Below are 22,520 nucleotides of genomic sequence, written 5' to 3'. Positions count from 1 at the left end.
GCTAAAAGGCTAGTATAAATTAGATATCTATTTGTATATAGCTGATGAAAATGAGTATATTATGAGTAGGAGTTTCATTTCTACTGTAATGATGGCTTCTATTTGTGATACAGATAAGAAAACAGAGCCAATTTGGCTCTGTTTTCCTTAGCTTATCATTAGGTATGTAGGGAACAGATATGATAAACTTATAGTAGTTAAGAATAGGAAATGTGGTGATTTTGATGTATTATGCACAAATTCGAAAATTTGATACTGCTAATGGAACTGGTATTCGTTCAAGTTTATTTGTATCTGGATGTACGCATTGTTGTGAAGGTTGTTTTAATCAAGATTATAAACATTTCAGATATGGTCATCCGTGGACTAAAGATGTAGAGGATCAATTTATAAACCACCTGACGAATCCTAATGTACATGGCGTAACGATCCTTGGTGGCGAACCCATGGATCAAGTTCGAGATAATGATTTACTTAATTTAGTGCAGCGAATTAAGGAAGAGACGAAGCAAAATATTTGGATTTATTCAGGATATACGTTTGAAGAGATTATGGCACATCCAAAGACGCGTGCTATTTTAATGCATTGTGATGTATTAGTGGATGGTCTATTTGTTGAAAATTTAAAAAATTTAAAACTACGATTTAGAGGAAGCAGTAATCAGCGAATTATTGATATCCAAAAGTCGTTACAAGAAGGACAAGTATGTGTATTGGAAAATTATTAATAGAAGCAGATTTATATGAGAAGTAGCTCAATTCAAGAGTGAGAGTTTAGTGATTCTTATTCATATAAAACAAGGTAGGAGAAGGAGTTTATAGATGAATCAGTTGATTTATTTTGCGAAGGTAAAACCGGAAGCAATTATTCCATCAAAACGTGTTGAAGATGGAGCATTTGATATTTATGCTTGTTTTGAAGAGGATTACATGAAAGTTGAACCTCATGAGACGGTGTTAGTTCCGACAGGAATTGCATCAGCATTTTCAAGTGACTATGTCGCAATTATTAAAGAGCGTGGCTCAACAGGATCAAAAGGAATCGGCCAAAGATGTGGTGAATAAAATTTATATAACTAACACAGTATAATCTCATTATAACCATATAATGAAGTAGAAAAAATTTTGACTTATATGGTCAGATTATGTTAGCGTGTTTTAAGTTTTTAACTTAGACTTGCTTAATGTAATTGATTTTATTTATCAATTATTATATAGATTGATAGGAGATTATACATGCAGAACTATGAATTTAATCCAGATAAGAATGAATTTATTGCTAATTACCAAAAATTAAAATCTGGTAAAAATATGTCAGAATATTATGGGGTTAGTGTTTGAAAAATATATTCTTATGCTCAAAAGATAAATTATAGAAATACTTTAAAGAAAGATATTTCATGGAAACCACAAGATAAAGAGGAATTTATTAAATTGTATAATCAGTTAAAATCATCAACATTGATGGCAGCGCATTATAGAGTTAGTAAGAAAACGATTCTCAAATATGCTAAATCTATTGGGTTTAGGAATGAATATAGAAACTCTTTAACGAAAGAAGAAGTAAACTATGTTTTAGAAAGTTATCATTTAAAAAAGGCAATTACTATAAGTAAAGAGTTAGGAGTTTCTAAATCACTTATTACTAAAACATGGAGAATCAATAATTTAAGTGGAAAGACGTGTAGGAGATACTATATAAATGAGGATTATTTTTTCAATATAGACACAAAAGATAAAGCATATTTTCTAGGGATAATTGCTTCAGATGGATGTGTCTATTATCAACCAAATCCAAATAAGTTAAAGATGTTATCCTTTCAATTTAATATAAAAGATAGGGAAATAATTGACTCTTTTCTTTACTATACAGAAGCAGAGTATCAACCTATTATTAAGAATAGATATATATCTTTACAGATTAATAGTGATAAAATTGTAAATGATCTAGAGAAATATAATATAGTTCAGCGAAAAACATGGATATATGTACCTTATTTTATAGATGATCAACTCATGTGGCATTATTTACGTGGTTATTTTGATGGAGATGGTTCAATTTATCTTTGTGGAAAAGTGAATCCAAGTAATTGGATAATATCTATCTGTGGAAATGAATGTACAATGCATGCTTTTCAAAACTTTCTTAGAACTCATGGGATTGAAAGTTATGTAAGGTTAGATAATAGAAAAGAAAAGTATAAATATGATTTTTATAATTTGATTATTCGTAAAAATAGTGAGAAGATTAAATTTATACAAATGCTATATAATGATTCAGAAAATTTAAGGTTAAATAGGAAATATCTTAAATGTGTTGAATTTTTAAAGCTATATAATGAACGCCATCCTAATTAGAAATAGTTAGGTAATAAAGTGGGGTGTATCGGTGAAGTCCACCAATTTATTGGATAATACCGAGGGCTATAATACCTAATATAGTCCGTAACGCATAGGTAGTGAGCGTAAGTTAGGGATTGCAATAATCTACCCAAGAGCCTCCACCACCCTAACGGTAAAGTCGAGGGTGAAAATGTATGCTGGACTTACACGATGGAAAAGTGTAAGAACTAACAAATAAAAAGTTGTTAGGGTAACAATTCGGTAATCGATTCAGGATATCGTGGTGAGTGGTTTATTGCTTTAACGAACCATAATACAAAACCTTTAGTTATTGCAAAGGAGTCTGTTAAAGATCAGTTTGAAGGATGTATTATTTATCCTTATGAAAAAGGAATTTGCCAGTGTATGATGGTAGAAGTTCCTAAGCTTCAGATTGAGGAAATGAGTTATGAAGACTTATTAAAAATTGAATCTGAGCGTGGAACAGGTGCGCTTGGTTCATCTGGTAAGTAAGAAGACAGCAAAAGCTGTCTTTTTTTTATTTTTACACTGTTTACTAAATAAGATATAATTTTGTAAGAAGGGAGAGAGAGTATGATTCGATTATCACAGAGTTGGGTGCTCTATTTATTAATTTTTGGGATAGCCCCGCTACTTTTATCGGTACGTTCATACATTTGGGGACGTGAGGGATATGCTTTTTTAAATCGTACGAATATCGAAGTAGTAAAAGGATTCTCCATGTTATTAATTATTTTTCAAAGTTTATGTGATCGATTAGTGAATCAAAATTTTTTTACTACTAGTATTTCAAGAAGTGGGATACTAGGAGTGACACTGTTTTTATTTATTTGCGGGTTTGAGGCAATGACTCAATATATGAATAACCGACGTTATTTAAGAGGGTTTATTTTTCATCAAGTGATTCGAATTGTCTGTGTGTTTTTAGTTTGTAATTTCTTAGGTGCACTTGTGAATATTTCAATGGGTGGTCATGATAGTTTGAAGGGCATGTTATATCAGACAGTGAGTTTTCATTTTTCAGATAGAACAAGTGCCTGGTTAATCGGTGCACTTCTTTATTTTTATATCGCATTTTATCTAAGTTATCGAACAAAGTTTAAAATGAACTTATTATTATCGTTCAGTGTAATTTATATTGGGATTAGTTTGGCCGCCAGATGGAATTTTAGTATTGCGTTTTGCTTCTTAGTCGGTGTATTTGTTGCTAAATATAAAAAATATTTATTCCGTTTGATACGTGAATATTTACTGGGCCTTTTTATAGGTTCATTGGTTTCGTTTAGTGGGATTTATTTACTATACCTGAGAGGATTTATGTTCATTTCTCCGCTGGTACCTTATATATTTTTAATATTAGTTTTATGTATATTGATGAAGTTGCAGTGTCGATCACGAGTATTTGCTATGATTGGATATGCAGCTACAGAGTTATATTTAGTTCATGAGGTATTATTAATTTTAGTTTTAGGTTATTCAGAGACACGAAGTAGTGGTTTCTTAGTATTATTCTTGATTCTTGCAATGGTTGGTGCCTTATTATTGAAAAATGTCTCTTGTCGAATGTTCTTGGTTCCCAAGCAATATCATGTACAAAAATAGATAGTTTTTGTCGGAAATCGAATGAGTATTTTCTCTTTCTCTTATAATTAGAGAAGGAGGGCGATTTGATGAGTGATGGGTTGATTAAACGAATATTTCAAGGATTAGTAGTCGCGTATATTTTATTATGCTTAATGTTAATATTAGGATCAGTTTTATGTTGAAAATCGGCTTGCTTTAGGCACCGATTTTTTTATTTAATCGTTGTTATTTCTATAGGTGCTTTTTGATTGATTGTATTAATATCACAAAGGTTTATTTGATGAGAGTTGAAATTTGAATAATTTCTAAGTAATCAAATTCCTAAATATGGGTGTTAGGGTTAGATTATTTAAGTAATAAAAGTTTAACAATACTATGGGCTCAACTAGTTGTGACAACAATTTTATTTTTATCCAATTTAAGACATACCTTTACAAACAAATTCTATCAAAAAATTTCCTAGGAAAATATCTATAGATTGGTGTCTATTTTTATCAGAGCAATGAAATATTGCGTAATTGTAATAGAGATTTTGTAGTAAGAACTTAAAGTTTTGATAAACTAACGTTTTTAGACTATGAGAAATGATATTCTCAACGAAAACATCTCTCTCATCCATAGTTATCCAATTTTAACTTTCTTTGTCAAATAAGTTCTTTCATAGATTTTTTTCTCATAAGGTGTTAATGCCTTTTTAAATATAGGGGGAGGAATTTCAATGAAAGTACGCATCGCAACAGTAGAAGATGTTCAGGCCTTACATCAGCTTCATTTTGAATTAAATTGTCATCGTCATACATTACAGCCAACAAATTTTCAGGGGCGTAGTGTTGATGAGGAATGGATTTGTGAGAATATTTTGAATGTTGACAAGGATTATTTGGTTTTAGAGATTAAGGATGAAGTTGTAGGAATGGCCCTTCTAGAGAAGAAAGAAGGTCATACGGTTAATGGAAGTGTTCGGTATCGATACTTATATCTTTGTGATTTTATGATTGACTCATCACTTTGCTTACAGAAGTATGGTCATGAGTTATTTAAGGAGATTCGTCGTTATGGTAAAAAGAATTTTCTTTCATATATTCAATTAAATGAGTTAATTAATGATGAGGAACGATTAAAGTTTTTTGAAAAAGAACAGTTATTGGTAACTCAGCAAACATTAAAAAGTGCGATTTAGCTACCCGTTTGGGTAGTTTTTTTATGGTGAAGTTTTAATAGAGAGGATCATCTACTGATTGGTAGAGGGTATTTTTTTTGATGTTTCTTCATAGGCTATAGAGAATGAATGGACAAGACTTGTGGTATTAAGTCAAGTATATGATTGAAAAAAATAGATAAAGATTTTTAAAAGTTGGGCGCACTGAACTAGACCCTCGGCTAATTTTTTAAAAATTTAGCCTAGCGCCAGACAGAAAGGATTCAAAAGCAATCAGTTAGCTTTTGAGTGATACGCTCCTTTCCGGCGTGTAGAGTTGGTGGTTACGTAACAGCGTATCCACCAAACGCACTAATTTTCTAGCGGTTAGGACGAGGGCTCGTTTGTGTTTAAATTTCGGAACTTCATCGTATTTTTTCTGGTAATACAAGCGGTAAGTATCTTCGTGTCGTCTGATAGAGTTGGCAGCTTCAACCATATAATACCGAAGATATTGGTTGCCTGTTCGTGTCAGTGGTGTACGTTCCGATTCAAAGTTTCCAGACTGATTTTTTTTCCAGTAGAGACCGCAATATTTGGCTAATTGGGCTTCATTTTCAAAACGTTCAATTTGACCGATTTCAGCGACAATACCGGCGGCATAAACAATACCGATACCTGGAATACTTTTTAAACATTGGGCTTCTGTTACAATTTCAAAGAGCGCCACAATGCTTTTTTCTAAATCTTTAATCTGTTTTTTCAACGTTTGGATTAATCGTGCATAAGTCGCTAAAACCATGTCTACTGATTCTTGAACGACTTTACCCAATCGATAAGAATCACGAATAGCTTTTTTAATGGTTTTAGCTAATTTCTGTGGATCACTAAAACGACCTCGACCTTTTTCTTGTAGAAGGTTAGCTAAATCTTCTAACTCCATTTCGGCCATTTCATCGAGGGTTAGTGCATCAGAAAGAAGATCGAGCATGGTCGCACCAAAAACAGAGGTATCGAGCTCTTTAGAGAGGCTATTACACTTGTAGTAAAGGTTCTCAAGAAAGTGCTGTTTACATTCGGTGAGTTGATGAACCATTTGATATCTCGAACGAGTCAGACGTTGAAGAGCGACATAGCGTTCCTCTTTTAAAACTGTCTTATTAAATCGTTCAATACGTAAGAAGTCGGCAATACGAAAGGCATCAATTCGATCGTTTTTATCTTCTTCAAAAAGCCCTTTATAACGATGAATGGACTTAGGGTTTTGGATAACGACTTCAACGAGACCTAAGGATTTTAGTTCAAGATCTTCAGATAAAAAAGTTGCAGGATGAAAACTGTAAATCGAAGTATATAAGTCCAGATAAATTTTCTTCAGAGAAAATTTTTAACTGGACTATAGGCTGCCTTGATAGGTAAAACATATCAGTATTTTTTTATTTGCTACTTGAGATGTAGAATATTTATCTGTTTATATATAGACTCCATTCCAATCACGATTTTTTCATAGTTAAATGATTGGTGAAACTGGAGAACATCTTCTTTGATAGAAGAGGCACCGTTAATGTTATTAGGAAGGGTAACTTCTTTTAACGTCGTGTCTGAACTATCAAGAAAACAAACATCAAGTTTTTCAGAGCTAACATCAATACCGACAAATAATTTCATGGAAGGGACCTCCTTTCTTTTGAATGAATTTGGAATAAACTCGGATACGGCTGGACATCCCTAGGGTCCCAAACGTGGCGACAACCTCGCGTATAAGTATTCTAAAGACTTTAGCTATGAGTGCTGCCCTCAACCCTGTTAAGAAGAGGAACATAGAAAGAGTCGATACAGCTTGTGCGTCTGTCGAACAGTTTGGGTCTGGGTCACAGTCTTCAAATGTAGTCGAACTACAGGAGGAAAAAGTATATTCCTGATGGATCCAATTCCATTACCTATATGATGGAACGTCCGAGGGTATCTGAGACAAAAAGAGATCACTAAATGAATCATTTAGGTAAAGAAAACTCATTCAGTTTTCAAAGAACAATTCATGCCCTAAATGAAGGGCTTAAACTTATTATACGAGGAGGGCTATTTATGAAGAAAGGTTTTGTTGTGATGGGGGGGGTCATCACATGTCTCTTTATTGGAAAGACAGGTTTAGCTTTTGGGCCAAGTAGCGAGTTGTTATATGATGGAATTGATGTGAGCCAGTGGCAGGGCAATATTAATTTTGAAGCTGTGAGTCAGTCTGGGATTGAGGTTGTTTATATTAAGTCGAGTGAAGGTTACTCTGTAGATCCGTATTTCGAGACGAATTATAAGAAGGCGACGGATGCTGGATTAAAGGTTGGGGTTTATCATTATGTGACAGCGACAACGGTAGAGGAAGCACAATCGGAGGCGGCCTTTTTTGTATCGAATCTTGAAGGAAAAACGATTGATTGTCGATTAGCCATGGATTTTGAGTATTTTGGTAATTTATCGCGAAATCAAATCAATGAGATAGGATTAGCTTTTTTACAGACCGTAGAGTCATTAAGTGGAAAAGAAGTCGTCGTTTATAGTGATACATCAAATGCGATAAACATTTGGGATGAGACAATTGCTCAATATCCACTTTGGGTGGCAGAATATGGAGTAGAGAGTCCACAAGCAAATGGTACATGGTTAGACTGGGTTGGATTTCAGTATAGTGATACCGGAATTATTTCTGGAATTGATGGAAGCTCAGTTGATTTAGATTATTTTACGGATGGAATTTTCTTATCTGATGTTTCGACACCTGTTTCAAGTGTACCTGAAGAACAAAAGCCATCTAATCCAAGTGAATCTTCAACTTTGGTGACAACTTATACGGTACAGAGCGGAGATACATTATCAGAAATTGCGGCTCGATATGGAACAACGGTAAATGAGTTGATAAGCTTAAATGGAATTAGTAATCCAAATTTAATTTATCCGGGAGAAGTGTTGAGAATCCCAGGAAGAGTGAGTGAATCAAGTAGTTCTTCACTAACAATATATAAGGTACAGAGTGGAGATACATTATCAGAAATTGCGGCTCGATATGGAACAACGGTAAATGAGTTGATGAGCTTAAATGGAATTAGTAATCCCAATTTAATTTATCCGGGAGAAGTGTTGAGAATCCCAGGAAGAGTGAGTGAATCAAGTAGTTCTTCACTAACAATATATAAGGTACAGAGCGGAGATACATTATCAGAAATTGCAGCTCGATATGGAACAACGGTAAATGAGTTGATGAGCTTAAATGGAATTAGTAATCCAAATTTAATTTATCCGGGAGAAGTGTTGAGAATTCGAGGGAATGTAAGCGGATCAGTGGCAACTTATACGGTACAAAGTGGAGATACATTATCAGAAATTGCAGCTCGATATGGAACAACAGTGAATAGATTAGTCAGCTTAAATGGAATTAGTAATCTGGATTTGATTTATCCAGGAGAAGTGTTGAGAATTCGAGGAAGAATGATTGGATCAAGTAGTTCTTCACTAACAATATATAAGGTACAAAGTGGAGATACATTATCAGAAATTGCAGCTCGATATGGAACAACAGTGAATGAATTAGTGAACTTAAATGAGATTAGTAATCCGAACCTGATTTATCCAGGAGAAGTGTTGAGAATTCGAGGGAATGTGAGCGGATCAAGTAGTGCATCAGTGGCAACTTATACGGTACAAAGTGGAGATACATTATCAGAAATTGCAGCTCGATATGGAACAACAGTGAATGAATTAGTGAACTTAAATGAAATTAATAATCCCAATCTGATTTATACGGGAGAGGTTTTGCGCTTGAGTTTGTTAGATGAGGTATCCGATTCTATGATGGAATGACGATGTGGAAATATGATTCAGATACATTCCAATTTCAATTTATTATTACGATTCCTCTCCCCTCTTAGTAAAGTGAGTGTGAATTTGAAAAAACGGTTAGCCATCAAATGATGACTAACCGTTTTTTTAAGTACTTGTAATGGTTCCACCGTTTGGATGAAGAATTTGTCCGGTCATGTAACTTGAATCATCACTAGCTAAAAAGAGAAAGGCTGGTGCCACTTCAAAAGGTTGTCCGGCTCTGTTCATCGGAACTTTAGATGTTTTTGTTCCGAATGTTTCGAGTGCTTCTGCTGGCCATGAGGCTGGTTGAAGGGGTGTCCAAATTGGACCCGGTGCCACCCCATTTACACGAATGCCTTTTTCAATGAGAGATTGAGAGAGTGAGCGAGTGAAAGTAAGGATAGCGCCTTTGGTTGCACTATAATCAATTAAATGCTTATTTCCCTCGTAAGCTGTTACTGACGTGGTGTTAATGATAGTGCTTCCCCGCTTTAAATAAGGAAGTGCCGCTTGTGTCATATAAAAGAAAGAGTAGATATTTGTTTTAAAAGTTCGATCCAGTTGCTCTTCGCTAATATTTAAAATACTATCTGTTATGAATTGAACGGCGTGGTTATTCACAAGAATATCGATTTGTCCAAAGCGATTAAGTGCTCGACGCACGACTTCACTTGCCATTTCTTTTTTGCTTAAGTCGCCTGGAACAAGGATACAATCTCGCCCGAGCTCTAATATATGTTGTTGTGTTTCTTTCGCATCAATATGTTCATCAAGATAGGCAATGACAATATCTGCTCCTTCACGAGCAAAAAGATAGGCAACAGCCCGACCAATTCCAGAATCACCACCTGTAATAATCGCAACCTTATCTTTTAACTTCTGACTTGATGTTGCATATGGATTTTCTGAGATAGGGCGTGGCTGCATTAAGTATTCGAATCCTGGCTGTTGATCTTGGTGTTGAGCAGGGAAGGTTAAATTGACTTCTTCACATTCTTCACGTTTTCCTATGTACTTATAGACTGGATACATAAAACACCACCTTCACAAGACTTGTAATAATATAAGTATATTTGTTTAGTTTGATAAATATGAAAGATTTCAAGTAGATGAGATTGATGTTCAGAAAATGACATGATATGATAGTTAAGTTGCACTAAAATGTTATATTATGTAAAAATATAATGGGTATTGTTTGATTGTAAACCTTTTACTACTGATAGCTTATGTTGAGAATTATTTAAGACTTTAGTTTTCATGTAGATCATGTAATAGATTTATTTATATTTCTATAGGAGGGAAAGAGGATGAAGGTAAAGGCCATATTGATAGGGGCAATAGGTATTATCCTTTTATTCGGAATTTTACTTACACCAAAGTTGAAAACGGTTTTGAAAACAACGGCAAGTGATGAATTTATACAGTTAATGTACGATGGGGATGTACGAGAATTAACACAGGAACAATTAAAGCAGTATAAAGATGATATTAATCAGGAGTTAACTGAACTGAAACATCGCCAATCATTTGAAAAAATTTATCTTTCTCTTGGGAAAATTGCCTCGTTAGAAGAAAGATATGAGGTCTCAAATAATTATTTATTAAATGTGATTAGTCCTAGTCAGGAGACAAATAAAATGATTGATCTCAAGGTTTATGAAACATTAGCGGTTAATTATATAGCGATGGGAGATATCGAAAAAGGATATTTTTATTTTAATGAGGCAAATAATGTGGCCTATCAATTACGAGATGCTGAACTAACAGCTTCTTTTTATTAGCTTTTTTCTGAAACATTACTAAACTATACAAATCATACTAGCTTTCCAATTTATTTATTAGGTGAGGCAGTTGAATTAACTAATGATTATTATAAGAAGATTCAATTAAGAAAACAATTAGCCTCAGTTTATGAACTAAATGGTTTTTTTGATTTGGCCTTAAATGAATTTATAAGGGCACTAGATATGAGTGTTGAAAAGGGATATGTAGATTTAGAAATTAAAATTTTGGGTCGGCTGAGTTTGTCATACTATTCAAATCAGCGCTATCAAGAATCAATAGAGGTAATCAATCGTTATTTTGAATTGTCTTCAGATGATCCTGATTTAATTTATGTTTCACTATGGCTTCACAATCATTATTATTTGTATGGTTACGAGTCTGTACAGGAAGAATTGAAATCATTAGAAGAAGCAACTTCTAATTTATCGATTGAACAAAAGCATCAACTTTCAATATTTATTGATTTTAATCAAGCCTTTTTTCTTCATTCGGATGGGCGATATGAAGAGTGTGAGATGTATATAAGAAAATTACAGGAATTAAAAACACAAACTAATGTACCAGAATTAACAAGTTTATTGATAGATAAAATGAAATTAGACTTAGCGTATGATAGAGGGGATCAAGGGATAGATTATATAAAGGAGTATCGACGATTATTGTCTGACTTACAACTGACTAACGATCCGGTTGAACGTAAAAGACTGATTATCGATAATGTATTACTCCACTTAATAGAATTAGGTGATTATGAGACGGTTTATCAATACACAGCGGATTTACAACAACCGGTAACTCAAGAAATTACAATAATTAATTCTATCATGAATATGATTCAAAATAGCAGTGATAGCCATTATCTATCTAACAATAATATAACATCTATGCTGCTAAAGTTAGGTGGTTATGTCCTTACCGCACTAGCTGGGATGGGGGTAACTTATAGTGCGTACAGATATAATAGTTACTTAAAATCTTTAAAACAAAAAGCTAAAGATAGTACTATATTCGATCCATTAACAAAGACATTAACGAAAGAAGCCTTGTATGAAACATTAGAATTAGAAATAGAATTAGGTCAGAATGAACTTTATTATTTCTTGTTAATAGATGTTAATGATTTAGGTTCTTATAATGAATCATTTGGATATTTAGCAGGTAATAAAGTCTTGATAGAAATTTCTAATTTGCTAAAAATCTATTTTCCAAATGCTTATATTTCACGTCATTATGGTCAACATTTCATTGTTGTGATAAAAAAACCTAATGAGGAAGAGTTATTGCAGCTTATTACCTCTTTGATTAATGAGATCAGCAATAATGAAAAAATTTCTGCAAAAAGACCGATAACATGCTGTATCGGAGTTAGTAAAGGATATTTAACTAATACATTAGATATTGATGAACAAATTAAATTAGCGACTAAAAAATTACAAATATCTAAACAACGCGGAACAGGAAGTTGTACGATGTAAAGTCATATCAGTTGATATGACTTTTTTAGATTTACCTATAGAAAAGGAAAGTGCTATATAAAACATAAGTCACTAGTTTAGGCTAATGACTTTTTAATTGGAAATATCTTATTCAACAAAATTTGACTGATTATGATACACTAGATACATAGCGAAATATCATTCGCCTTTTTAATACCAAGACTAACTATAGTGGCGCTAAAAGTTTTCAGTGATGAAAAACTTAGCGCCACTTATCTAGATACAAAATGATCAATCATCTCATATTTCAATTTACTCTTAGTGAGTAAAAGAGATGATGATAAGGGGGAGGGAGCTTCAGTGATGAAAATGAAGGAACGATTTGAATGGTTGAAGCAATGGTTTCAATTATATAAAAAACAGTTGATGATAGGTGTCTTAGCCCTAATAGTGATGTTTATCGCTGGGGTGTTTGCTTTTAACTATCAATTAAAAAAAGTATTTAATCAAGCTATTACCTATTATCAAGAAAATGACTTATTTGGATTTGAGGAGATTCGCTATGACTTGTATGCAAAACAAGGAGAGGCATTTGATGCGTTTTTAACACAGGAGGCATTAGAAACATTTGAAAAATTTAAAGCCGAGGATATGAGCTATTATGAGGCGATAGGAATCGCTCAACGAATTGAATCCTTTGCGAATAAATCCTCTAATATTCAAAGTTTCCAGCAACAAATTGAACAGTTAAATCAATCCAGAAAAGTCTTTGAGAAAGCTGAATCCTTTGCCATTAATAAGGAATGGGAGCAAGCCTATTACCATTATCAACAAGTGATTGAGTCAGATCCTAACTATGAGAAAGCACAACAATTAGCTGATTCTGCGAAGCGTTGGTGGATACAAGAGATTCTAGTGGAAGCAGTGACGTATTACGAAGAAGGCGATTATAAACAATCATTGACAACTATTGAAAAAGGATTGGAACTATCACCGAATCATGAAGCCTTTGTTGATTTAAAAGATGCCGTTCATGTTGCAATAACAGAAGGACAAAAAGAAAACAAATGGATAGAATTTAAAGATAAAATCACCTTATCGATTCAGTCGGGAATCGAAAACATTCAAGGGATTTTCAATAAAATCTTTAAGCGATAATAGGGGAGAAATTTGTAGAGATAACATCCTTTTTCGGATAAATATGGTATAATTTTTATTAGTTTTATAAACGGAGGGAATCGGATGAAGCGATTTAAGATTTTATGGATTGTTTTAGGGACTATTGTCGTTTTAGTTGGTGGAGGATTTATCTTCGCTAATTATGTAATTGACTCAACGTTAGGGAAAATGACAACAACAGAAAAGTTAGAAAAAGAAGAGGCAGAAATTAGTGAAGAAGTCATCGCAAAGGAAGAAGAGTCGCAAGTTGTCAATATTGCGATTTTTGGAGTCGATAAAAATGGCGATCAAACCGATGGGCGTAGTGATGCTATGAAAGTTTTATCACTAGATGCTAAAAATAATGTCGCAAAAATTACGTCTATTCAACGTGATACATTAATTTATATTCCAGGTGTGAAACAAGACTTTGAAAAATTAAATCATGCCTATGCTTATGGTGGAGCGACACTAGCGATGCAAACGATTAATTATAATTTTGATTTAGATTTAACACGTTATGTTGCTATTAACTTTGAAGGAGTCCAGCATGTCATTGATGCCATGGGAGGGATTGAATTGGAGATTAAGGAATATGAAGTTCCTTATATTTCAAATGTCTCTAAAAGTGGCTATCAACATCTAAGTGGTGAACAAGCCTTAGGTTACATGCGAGTTCGTTATGCCGATAGTGATTATGTTCGCATGGATCGTCAAACAACGGTGATGAAGGCAATGTTTTCTAAGCTAACAACACTAGGTTATACAGAGTTATTATCATTACTGAATGATTGTTTACCTTATGTTGAAACGAATCTTACAAAAGACGAAATTTTATCGTTAGGAATGCAGGCGTTGAAGGTGGATTTAGGAAATATTCAAACGTACCAAGTACCACGTGGAGGATATGAAGACATTAATCATACCGTAAGTTATAATGGGTATAGTCCACTTTATGTCATGAATAGTTATCAAGACATGGTGAAAGACTTGCATCAAAATATTTATGGTGATGATAACTATGAACCTTCACAAACTGTAAAAGATACCGAAGCAAAAATTTATGAAAAATTCGGATATTTTGAAAAATAAAGTAAAAAACTCTTCTTACTGTTTTGAGTTAAAGGAGTTTTTTTAGTTTTTATTCTGAGGTTACATGAATTTTATACAAAGTTTAGGGTTAACAATTAGGAATAGACCTGCTATATTATTAGTAACAATAAGGGAGTAGTCAACACTGATACAAGTGTGGTGAACATCAACAACCGCGAAGGAGTTTTCTGTTTTATGCGGCATCTTATTGCCAATAACTATCCTTAATGACTAGGATAATAGAGACTCATTCTGGTGTCACTAAGAATCTAAATTTTTCACTTAAAAGGTAAGCGACTTTATTTGTGAAGGATAGTTTAGGATTCTCGACGAGACTTATGTTATAACAACGCTTTTAGTTGGGATAACTTAAGTCTTTTTTTGTATCTTAGTGTGCTTGACTGCTCCTTTTTTTCATATGATTAAAAGGATATGAGCCATTAGACGGATGAGACGAAAGATTAAGTTATCGTAACGAGCTTGAACAAACATAATCAAAAGGAGTGAAACGATGGAATGGATAATTGATTTCATTACTCAGTATGGACTGATTGCAATGTTTTTGTTTATTGCACTTGAGTATGCCTGTTTGCCACTACCAAGCGAAGTCGTGTTACCACTTTCAGGTGCCATGGCCGTTTCAAGTGGAAGGCCCCTTGTCCTTGTGATTATTATTAGTGTGGTTGCAGGACTTTTAGGTTCGATGATTTGCTACAGTATCGGATATAGCGGTGGAAATGCAGTTCTCGATAAAATCATGGATTATTATCCTAAGTCGAGAAAAGGGATTGAATCAACTAGACGCTTTTATAGACAATATGCGACGATTTCAGTTGGAATTGGACGTGTCATTCCGCTATTTCGCACGTATATTTCGTTTATGGCAGGAATTACGAAACAAAACTTGAGCACCTTTTTACTTGCTTCAAGTCTTGGAATTTTAGTATGGAATAGTATTTTAATTGCACTTGGTTACTGGTTAGCAGAGCGTTGGACTGATGTGATGGGGTATTATGACCAAGGAAAGTGGTTTATTTTAGGAGGAGCGGTCGTTGTGATTGCTTTCGTCGTGCTTAAAAAATTACGTCAAAGGAAAGTGGGGAAACTTTAATGGCTCATTTTTATCAATCGTCTCATGATGAAGTATTAAAAGAATTAAAAACCTCAGAACAAGGATTAACACCAGAAGAGGTGAGCAAGCGTCAAGAGCAGTATGGATTAAATGCCTTACTTGAGGAAAAAGAGGCTACCATCTTTCAAATTTTCATTGATCAGTTTAAAGATTTACTCGTGTTCATTTTAATTGCAGCGGCCATTATCTCTATGCTTAGTGATAATGTTGAAAGTGCACTCGTTATTTTAGCGGTGATTACGTTAAATGCGATTTTAGGGACGGTACAAACCGTTAAAGCAAAAAAATCACTACAAAGCTTAAAGGCACTATCAACCCCACATGCGAAAGTTATTCGTCAGGGGGAGAAACAAGAGATTCTATCGACTGAGCTGACCATTGGGGATATTATTTTACTTGAAGCGGGAGATATTGTGAGCGCAGATGCACGACTATTAGAAGCGTATAGCTTACAAGTAAATGAAAGTGCGTTAACCGGGGAAGCGGTGAGTGTCGATAAAGGAACCGATCCGATTGTAACTGAGAATTGTGCCCTTGGGGATCAAACGAATATGGTCTTTTCAAGTGGATTAGTCACTTATGGACGTGGAGTCGCTGTGGTCACCAATATTGGGATGGAAACTGAGATTGGGAAAATTGCAAAGTTAATGAATGAAACAGAAGCCCGTAAAACACCGCTGCAACGAAATTTAGATGCATTTAGTCGTCGTTTATCATTTGTGATTATTGGGGTTTGTATTATTGTCTTTATTTTAAATATGATTCAAGGCGCATCAACGATTGATGCGATGATGTTTGCAGTGGCATTAGCGGTTGCAGCGATTCCAGAAGCTTTAGCGTCTATTGTGACCATCGTCTTAGCTATCGGAACACAAAAGATGGCGAAAGAAAATGCTATTATTAAAAATTTAAATAGTGTCGAAAGTTTAGGATGTGTATCGATTATTTGTTCTGATAAAACGGGAACATTAACACAAAACAAAATGGTGGCCCAGCAACTATATATTAGTGATGAATTAATTCATTGGGATCAACTTCATCCTAATCAGGATCCGGATCGATTACTGATGCTTGCTTGTGGATTATGTAATGATTCAACAACGACCACCCAGCAGCGTATTGGAGATCCAACCGAGTTAGCACTCGTTGATTTATTAGAAAAATATCAAATAGATGAGATGGATCTTCGTAACAAATATAACCGTTTAAGTGAGTTACCTTTCGATTCACAGCGCAAGTTAATGAGTACGCTCCAAATGATTGACGGTCAATCTACTATGCTCATCAAAGGGGCTCCTGATGAATTGTTGGCGCGTTGTCATCAAGTCTTTACTGTTGATGGCATTCGTCCACTTTCAAGTACTGACCAACAAGTCTATCAAGAAATCAACCAACAGTTTGCAAAGCAAGGGTTGCGCGTCTTAGGCTTCGCCTATAAGAAAGTCGATAAAGACGAGTTGGAGATGAACGACGAGCATGACTTAGTATTATTAGGACTCATCTCATTGATGGATCCACCTCGAATTGAGAGCAAAGAGGCAGTCGCAGATTGTAAACAGGCTGGAATCAAGCCAATCATGATTACAGGAGATCATAAAGTAACAGCCAAAAGTATCGCAGCGCAAATTGGGATTTATGAAGATGGCGATTTCGTCTTAGATGGAAATGAACTGGATCAATTATCAGATGTCGAGTTAAAACAAAAATTACCTCATATTTCGGTCTATGCGCGTGTCGCACCAGCCCATAAAATTCGTATTGTTAAAGCGTGGCAAGACTTAGGTCATATCGTTGCAATGACAGGAGATGGCGTAAACGATGCGCCAGCTTTAAAAAGTGCGGATATCGGAATTGCGATGGGAATTACGGGAACGGAAGTTTCAAAAGATGCAGCTTCGATGATTTTAACGGATGATAACTTCGCCACAATTGTGAAGGCTGTCATGACCGGACGTAATGTCTATGCGAATATTAAAAATACGATCACCTATTTATTATCAGGAAATTTTTCAGGAATTTTATGTGTGCTCTTTGCTTCGATTTTTATGTTACCTGTGCCGTTTTATTCCGTGCACTTACTATTCATCAATTTAGTGACCGATAGTTTACCAGCGATTGCAATCGGGATGGAAAAATCAACACGAAACTTATTACAGGAAAAACCGCGTGATGCTCGTGAATCGATTTTAGATACAATAACAATGAAAAGAATTGCAACAGAAGGGGTACTAATTGCAATTGTGACGATGATTGCATACTTTATTGGACTTGAAGAAAGTCATGGATTAGCAGCGACTTTAGCGTTTGCGACGCTTTGTTTATCTCGCCTATTCCATGGATTCAACTGTCGTAGTAAAGAATTTATCTTTAATGTTGGATTATTCTCAAATATGTACAGTATTGGGGCTTTTGTTATTGGATTTATCTTATTAAACTCAATTTTACTGTTACCACAGTTAAACTCACTCTTCATGGTGACAGACATTACATTGAATCAATTAGGAATTATCTATCTATTAGGATTCATCCCAACGCTGATTATCCAAATGAATCGATGGATGAAAACTAATAAAGAATGATTATTTACAAAGTGAAAGATGAATGATAAAAGACAGCCACGCATATACTATTAGTAGCGTGATAGGCAAGTATGACAAAACCGTTCATCAACAAAAAAGGAAGTAATCAGCTAGACTACTTCCTTTTTAAGTTTTGAATATAAGAGTTTCTAGAGCATATTTATAAATGATTCAATATATGTTTACTTGATGGAAAGGGAAAAGATGATTATGGAATTGTTAGAAATGATTGCAATAGGATATCACACGTTTTTATATGTGCCTGTACTGTTAACAGCATCTTATATTTGTACATTTTTCTATCGTTTAATGATAAGGGATCGGGATTGGACGTACGATGTTGGGAAGATTTTTTTAGGCATTATTTCAGTCGTATCGATTCAAATTGTTAAGATGGTCGTTCTTCATTTAGGTGGCACAGTGTTGATGAAGCAATCACTATTATTTTTTCAAACCTTAATTGCTATTGAATTTTTACTTCAAATGACTAGATATTCAATTACACCTAATCTTTTAAAGTCAAAGCTAAGGACCTTATGTTTTATTCCGATGTTATTTTTTGTTTCTGTCACAGTTGATTTCATAATGACTATTTTTTTATTAAAATAACCAAAAGCAAGTTGTCCTAATGATAACTTGCTTTTTGAATTTATTTATCTAAGGACAAAGGTTCAGCCACCTCAAAAGAAACAAATAGTCGACCTTGGAATTGTAATAATCCTTCATCCCCTTCAACAATATATCCGAACTTATTTCTTGGAACTTTTAGTTCCATACGTTGTCCAGTAATAAACTCAAACGTCACATAATAAGTGGTTGATGTTGAATGATGAATGTGCCCATCATGGTTATGATGATGGTGATTAACGTTGGTTCGTTTTGCCACAACCTTCACTCGTTCGGTTTGAATCGGTTTATTTTTATCCTGTGCGTATTGAACAATGCTGTAAATAATCATTCCAATAATAATACAAAAGATTGTAATAAAGAAAATTGGAAATAGACTACTCATTAATGAGAATCCATCAAATCCATTGTAATAACCCATATAACCCCTCCTTATCCTTATATTACTAGTATAATATATCATCGTTAATAAATACTATAGTTTTTATTTGATTATAGTGAAAGGTGAGGTTGCTGTCGTTTTGCTCACAGATAATATCTAACAGAGGAGTTGTTTTTGTCATATTGTCGAGATTTTGTTGAATATAATGTGATAAGGATTTATTTGCAAAAAGGAGGAGTTGTGATGACATCTGAGGAAAAAGAAGCTCGGTTTGAAACCTTATCACTCAGTTTGAAAAAGCGAGATATTTTTAAGGCTCGTGAGTTATTAACTGAAAACTTAAACATATACGAAGATGATAAAGACTTTTTAAATGATTGTTACCATTTAGCTTTAACGGATTCCCTCGTTTTTCAAAAACATAATGATGAAATGTTAGATTACACACCAGCTCACTGGAGCGAAGATATGTATCCTAATTTACTGACTGATTTGAAAAAGAATTTCTCGCGTAAAAGATATCATTTAGCCATGGAGTTAGCTTTATACTTTTATGAACAAAAGCATCAACAAGAAGAAGAGGAAAATGAAGAAGAATTAGAGATTGAACTTAAACCAAAGAAAAAGAAAAAACCTAAAAAGCCCAAACGCGTCATACCACTTGAACAAAAATATACACTCACTGGAATTGGTACGACGAGCCTTTTGTTAATTGCAATGATCATCCAATTGTTGATGAGTGGAGAATAATTTCTTTTAATAGAAATGCTAGCAGCACTTTAATTAATGACTCATATTTTAAACAGTACGGGGTTCCTTATAGTAAGCGAATCAGCGTAGATTGTTTAAGGTGGTCATTAATTTTGTGTTGCTTTTTTTAGAGAGCAAAACAGTGAAAACAACATGAATCGAATGCGGTTTAAAATTTATTCACTATTAGTAATAAAGTTTGATGAGATAGTTAGTAGTAAAACTTTTTAAGTGTACAATCGATATAAAGTTATTGGGGAAGTTTAATTTAAGAATTTTTTAAGGAAAAGGGGTTAAACTTAAGTCTATCTATTTTATTCCACGAATAAAATAAGAAGTGAAAATTCGGTTGGGACATATGGACTCCCATTTATTTCTCATTGTTTAGCTTCATTTTTCATGATAAAAATAGAGTAGAAATACGTATTAAAAATCACTATCATTAAAGTAATATATGAGCCCAGATAAGTTTTTACATGGTAAAAATTAAAGCCCTGACAGAGGAGGATACATTTCGATTGGAAATGGCAGGGGGACTATAGGTTGTCTTAGTACTAAAGTATTTTTATAACTAAGACTGATTCTAACAATGCCAAAAACATTTTAGTTTATATGCAGATTGAGTTTTAATATAGGGAGGGATTCAAATGCTTAATCAGGAGAGAACGAAGCGGTTGCTACGAACTAATTGGTATTATAGTGTTTGGATTATCTATTCCTTTGTATTAACCTTTATCATGCAATGGGTTCAATTAGGATCATTGCCTAATGTTTTGCAATTTATACACGAAAGTACCTTTTATTTTGTAGTTAATTTTGGTATCGTACTGGCCAGTATGAGCCTTGTTTTATTAGTTAAACAAAAAGTTTTTATGTTTTCTTTAATTACATTTTTGTGGAGTTTTTTATCACTAGCAAACGCTATTGTGGCTCATTTCCGTGGAACGCCACTGATGTTTTCAGACGTCTTTCTTATTAAAGAGGCAGTCAAGTTAGTCGATTTATATTTTACACCGGCTACGATGATTACTTTTATAAGCCTACTTGTTATATTAATGATTGTCATCGGCTTCTTATGGAAGATTAAGTCTCCTGTCAAAAAGATAGACTACGTTCTGTGTGGAGTTATTTTTTCATGTACTACATTAGGACTGTACACAGTCGAGCAAAATGATTGGATGGCGCCGATTAAGTCAAACTATATGAAAAGTTATCAAACGTATGGATTTTCATATTCAATCTTAAATTCGATTTATCCTTATTTAGGGTCAAATCAACTAGTTTATGATGAAAATATAGATGAGATTATGAACGCAATGTCTTTACCAGTAGCAGCACAGATGCATTCAACTATCGACTCTGATTCTCCGTACAATTTAATTGTCGTTCAGTTAGAGTCGTTTATGGATCCGTTATTAATTCAAGGGGCTGAGTATAGTGAAGATCCGATTGCGACGTTCCGTGCATTGACGGAATATTCACCCAATGGCTATATCACAGTTCCGACATTTGGAGCGGGAACAGTCATGACCGAGTTTGAAGTGTTAACATCGATTTCCATGTCCGCTTTAAAACCAGGAGAAATTCCATACGATCAACTACTTTGTACAACACCTGTTCAATCGCTAGCGACAATTTTCAACGCTAAAGATTATCAAACGACATTTTTACATAACTATGAAGGGAATTTTTATAACCGTCATTTAGCGATTCGAAACTTAGGTTTTGATGTGTATGTTCCACTTGAATATATGGCAGGTGATCATGGCGTTCATCAAATTGATAAAACAGATGATGGACTATTATTTGATTATGTCATTCAAGTGTTAGAACAAAGTGAGGAAGCAGATTTCATTTATACCGTAACAGCTGGAACGCATCAACCGTATAGTCTTACTGATGGAAATGATGCGGAAATTATCGTAAGTGGTGACTTAAGTGAAGAATATCGTCTACCATTACAGGACTATGTTAACCGTATGCATAGCCTAGATGAACAAATTAACCGTATCGTAAATTATGTAAATAACTCAGAAGAACCAACACTACTTGTCTTCTTCTCAGATCATTTACCAAACTTGTCAGCTGTTACTGATGAAAGTACATATGATGTGGATTTATATCAAACACCCTATTTAATTTATAGTAATGCAGCGTTAGAGCCTGTTCTACCTTATGAAAACATGACCTCTTATCAATTAGGAGCATATGCCCTTAATTTATTAGGAATTGATTCAGGCGCGATGCACAAGATTCATGACATCTATGCAGATTCTGATGATTACCAAAACATCCTAGATACCGTGCAAAAAGATTTACTATACGGTGAAGGCCGCTTTTATGAAAACCAATTGCTTCCATCTAGTTCAAATCTCTTCTTTGGATTAGGAGAGCTTAGCATTGAATCAGTAGAGCAAACTGGCAATGTGTTATCAATTCACGGTAATGACTTCTCTTCAGAAAGTCGTGTTTATTTAGATGGAGAGGCTTTGAGTACAACCTTTGTCTCACCACAACTATTGCAAGTAGTGGCACCAAGCCAAACATATCAAACCATTGAAATCAAACAACATAGCGGTGTAAATCAAGCAATTGGACAAGGGATTCAGATAACAATATCGCAATTAAATTAGATTTA

17 protein-coding genes and 1 pseudogene are annotated in these 22,520 nt (G+C 34.2%); 15 read left to right on the top strand and 3 right to left on the bottom strand.

Annotated features, from left to right (window positions below):
- Window positions 1-224 precede the first annotated feature (224 nt).
- The 5 genes from nrdG (at window position 225) to NEH75_RS04355 (ending at window position 5,128) form a co-directional block, all read left to right on the top strand.
- Window positions 225-728, top strand: coding sequence for an anaerobic ribonucleoside-triphosphate reductase activating protein (gene nrdG, locus NEH75_RS04375; protein WP_262948576.1), 504 nt, complete (start codon window positions 225-227; stop codon window positions 726-728).
- Window positions 729-822: 94 nt separating this feature from the next.
- Window positions 823-1,065: a hypothetical protein gene (locus NEH75_RS04370; RefSeq protein ID WP_237257732.1), complete on the top strand. Its 243-nt coding sequence runs from the start codon at window positions 823-825 to the stop codon at window positions 1,063-1,065.
- Between the two features lie 369 nt (window positions 1,066-1,434).
- Window positions 1,435-2,358: an LAGLIDADG family homing endonuclease gene (locus NEH75_RS04365; protein ID WP_262948575.1), complete on the top strand. Its 924-nt coding sequence runs from the start codon at window positions 1,435-1,437 to the stop codon at window positions 2,356-2,358.
- A gap of 579 nt (window positions 2,359-2,937) precedes the next feature.
- The gene (locus NEH75_RS04360; RefSeq protein WP_262948574.1) at window positions 2,938-3,966 is read left to right on the top strand and encodes an acyltransferase family protein; all 1,029 of its coding nucleotides are present in this window, start codon (window positions 2,938-2,940) and stop codon (window positions 3,964-3,966) included.
- Between the two features lie 700 nt (window positions 3,967-4,666).
- Window positions 4,667-5,128 (top strand): GNAT family N-acetyltransferase, encoded by a 462-nt coding sequence (locus tag NEH75_RS04355; protein WP_055244030.1) that lies wholly within the window; start codon window positions 4,667-4,669, stop codon window positions 5,126-5,128.
- Between the two features lie 256 nt (window positions 5,129-5,384).
- Here NEH75_RS04355 and NEH75_RS04350 read toward each other — a convergent pair.
- A pseudogene (locus NEH75_RS04350) lies at window positions 5,385-6,754 on the bottom strand (IS110 family transposase).
- Between the two features lie 417 nt (window positions 6,755-7,171).
- Between NEH75_RS04350 and NEH75_RS04340 the strand changes: the two are divergent.
- Window positions 7,172-8,938 (top strand): LysM peptidoglycan-binding domain-containing protein, encoded by a 1,767-nt coding sequence (locus NEH75_RS04340; RefSeq protein WP_237252741.1) that lies wholly within the window; start codon window positions 7,172-7,174, stop codon window positions 8,936-8,938.
- A gap of 126 nt (window positions 8,939-9,064) precedes the next feature.
- On the opposite strand, the gene NEH75_RS04335 is transcribed toward NEH75_RS04340, so the two are convergent.
- Window positions 9,065-9,973 carry an SDR family oxidoreductase gene (locus NEH75_RS04335; protein ID WP_262940846.1) on the bottom strand — a complete coding sequence of 303 codons (909 nt, stop codon included), beginning with the start codon at window positions 9,971-9,973 and terminating at the stop codon, window positions 9,065-9,067.
- 275 nt (window positions 9,974-10,248) lie between these two features.
- Here NEH75_RS04335 and NEH75_RS04330 point away from each other — a divergent pair, with 275 nt between their 5' ends.
- The 7 genes from NEH75_RS04330 (at window position 10,249) to NEH75_RS04300 (ending at window position 18,732) form a co-directional block, all read left to right on the top strand.
- Window positions 10,249-10,722 carry a THADA/TRM732 family protein gene (locus NEH75_RS04330; RefSeq protein ID WP_262948573.1) on the top strand — a complete coding sequence of 158 codons (474 nt, stop codon included), beginning with the start codon at window positions 10,249-10,251 and terminating at the stop codon, window positions 10,720-10,722.
- A gap of 243 nt (window positions 10,723-10,965) precedes the next feature.
- Window positions 10,966-12,201: a GGDEF domain-containing protein gene (locus NEH75_RS04325; protein ID WP_262948572.1), complete on the top strand. Its 1,236-nt coding sequence runs from the start codon at window positions 10,966-10,968 to the stop codon at window positions 12,199-12,201.
- Between the two features lie 321 nt (window positions 12,202-12,522).
- Window positions 12,523-13,320: a tetratricopeptide repeat protein gene (locus tag NEH75_RS04320; RefSeq protein WP_262940844.1), complete on the top strand. Its 798-nt coding sequence runs from the start codon at window positions 12,523-12,525 to the stop codon at window positions 13,318-13,320.
- Between the two features lie 84 nt (window positions 13,321-13,404).
- Window positions 13,405-14,412 (top strand): LCP family protein, encoded by a 1,008-nt coding sequence (locus NEH75_RS04315; RefSeq protein WP_262940842.1) that lies wholly within the window; start codon window positions 13,405-13,407, stop codon window positions 14,410-14,412.
- Between the two features lie 511 nt (window positions 14,413-14,923).
- Window positions 14,924-15,523, top strand: a complete 600-nt coding sequence (locus NEH75_RS04310) for a DedA family protein (protein WP_262940841.1) — start codon at window positions 14,924-14,926, stop codon at window positions 15,521-15,523.
- Window positions 15,523-18,123, top strand: a complete 2,601-nt coding sequence (locus NEH75_RS04305; RefSeq protein WP_262940840.1) for a cation-translocating P-type ATPase — start codon at window positions 15,523-15,525, stop codon at window positions 18,121-18,123. The genes NEH75_RS04310 and NEH75_RS04305 overlap by 1 nt, the downstream gene beginning before the upstream one ends.
- Before the next feature lie 210 nt (window positions 18,124-18,333).
- Complete coding sequence (locus NEH75_RS04300; protein ID WP_262948571.1) at window positions 18,334-18,732, top strand: hypothetical protein; 399 nt, start codon at window positions 18,334-18,336, stop codon at window positions 18,730-18,732.
- 40 nt (window positions 18,733-18,772) lie between these two features.
- Here the strand turns inward: NEH75_RS04300 and NEH75_RS04295 are convergent, their stop codons facing one another.
- Window positions 18,773-19,171, bottom strand: coding sequence for a DUF2500 domain-containing protein (locus tag NEH75_RS04295; RefSeq protein WP_055305237.1), 399 nt, complete (start codon window positions 19,169-19,171; stop codon window positions 18,773-18,775).
- A 204-nt stretch (window positions 19,172-19,375) separates the two neighbouring features.
- Here NEH75_RS04295 and NEH75_RS04290 point away from each other — a divergent pair, with 204 nt between their 5' ends.
- Complete coding sequence (locus NEH75_RS04290; protein WP_068759043.1) at window positions 19,376-19,882, top strand: hypothetical protein; 507 nt, start codon at window positions 19,376-19,378, stop codon at window positions 19,880-19,882.
- A gap of 647 nt (window positions 19,883-20,529) precedes the next feature.
- On the top strand, window positions 20,530-22,515 hold the full coding sequence (locus NEH75_RS04285; RefSeq protein ID WP_262948570.1) for an LTA synthase family protein: 1,986 nt from the start codon (window positions 20,530-20,532) through the stop codon (window positions 22,513-22,515).
- Window positions 22,516-22,520 lie beyond the last annotated feature (5 nt).

This window comes from Turicibacter sp. T129, assembly GCF_025594975.1.
Classification (GTDB): Bacteria; Bacillota_I; Bacilli_A; order MOL361; family Turicibacteraceae; genus Turicibacter; species Turicibacter bilis.
Note: the sequence above shows the minus strand (reverse complement) of the source record. Positions and strands in the feature narration are given on the sequence as shown.

What these genes read in the sequence shown, in the direction of transcription:
- nrdG (WP_262948576.1), top strand. Translation starts at nt 225, where the DNA reads ATGTATTATGCACAAATTCGAAAATTTGATACTGCTAATGGAACTGGT.
- NEH75_RS04370 (WP_237257732.1), top strand. Translation starts at nt 823, where the DNA reads ATGAATCAGTTGATTTATTTTGCGAAGGTAAAACCGGAAGCAATTATT.
- NEH75_RS04360 (WP_262948574.1), top strand. Translation starts at nt 2,938, where the DNA reads ATGATTCGATTATCACAGAGTTGGGTGCTCTATTTATTAATTTTTGGG.
- NEH75_RS04355 (WP_055244030.1), top strand. Translation starts at nt 4,667, where the DNA reads ATGAAAGTACGCATCGCAACAGTAGAAGATGTTCAGGCCTTACATCAG.
- NEH75_RS04340 (WP_237252741.1), top strand. Translation starts at nt 7,172, where the DNA reads ATGAAGAAAGGTTTTGTTGTGATGGGGGGGGTCATCACATGTCTCTTT.
- NEH75_RS04335 (WP_262940846.1), bottom strand. Translation starts at nt 9,973, where the DNA reads ATGTATCCAGTCTATAAGTACATAGGAAAACGTGAAGAATGTGAAGAA.
- NEH75_RS04330 (WP_262948573.1), top strand. Translation starts at nt 10,249, where the DNA reads ATGAAGGTAAAGGCCATATTGATAGGGGCAATAGGTATTATCCTTTTA.
- NEH75_RS04315 (WP_262940842.1), top strand. Translation starts at nt 13,405, where the DNA reads ATGAAGCGATTTAAGATTTTATGGATTGTTTTAGGGACTATTGTCGTT.
- NEH75_RS04310 (WP_262940841.1), top strand. Translation starts at nt 14,924, where the DNA reads ATGGAATGGATAATTGATTTCATTACTCAGTATGGACTGATTGCAATG.
- NEH75_RS04305 (WP_262940840.1), top strand. Translation starts at nt 15,523, where the DNA reads ATGGCTCATTTTTATCAATCGTCTCATGATGAAGTATTAAAAGAATTA.
- NEH75_RS04300 (WP_262948571.1), top strand. Translation starts at nt 18,334, where the DNA reads ATGGAATTGTTAGAAATGATTGCAATAGGATATCACACGTTTTTATAT.
- NEH75_RS04295 (WP_055305237.1), bottom strand. Translation starts at nt 19,171, where the DNA reads ATGGGTTATTACAATGGATTTGATGGATTCTCATTAATGAGTAGTCTA.
- NEH75_RS04290 (WP_068759043.1), top strand. Translation starts at nt 19,376, where the DNA reads ATGACATCTGAGGAAAAAGAAGCTCGGTTTGAAACCTTATCACTCAGT.
- NEH75_RS04285 (WP_262948570.1), top strand. Translation starts at nt 20,530, where the DNA reads ATGCTTAATCAGGAGAGAACGAAGCGGTTGCTACGAACTAATTGGTAT.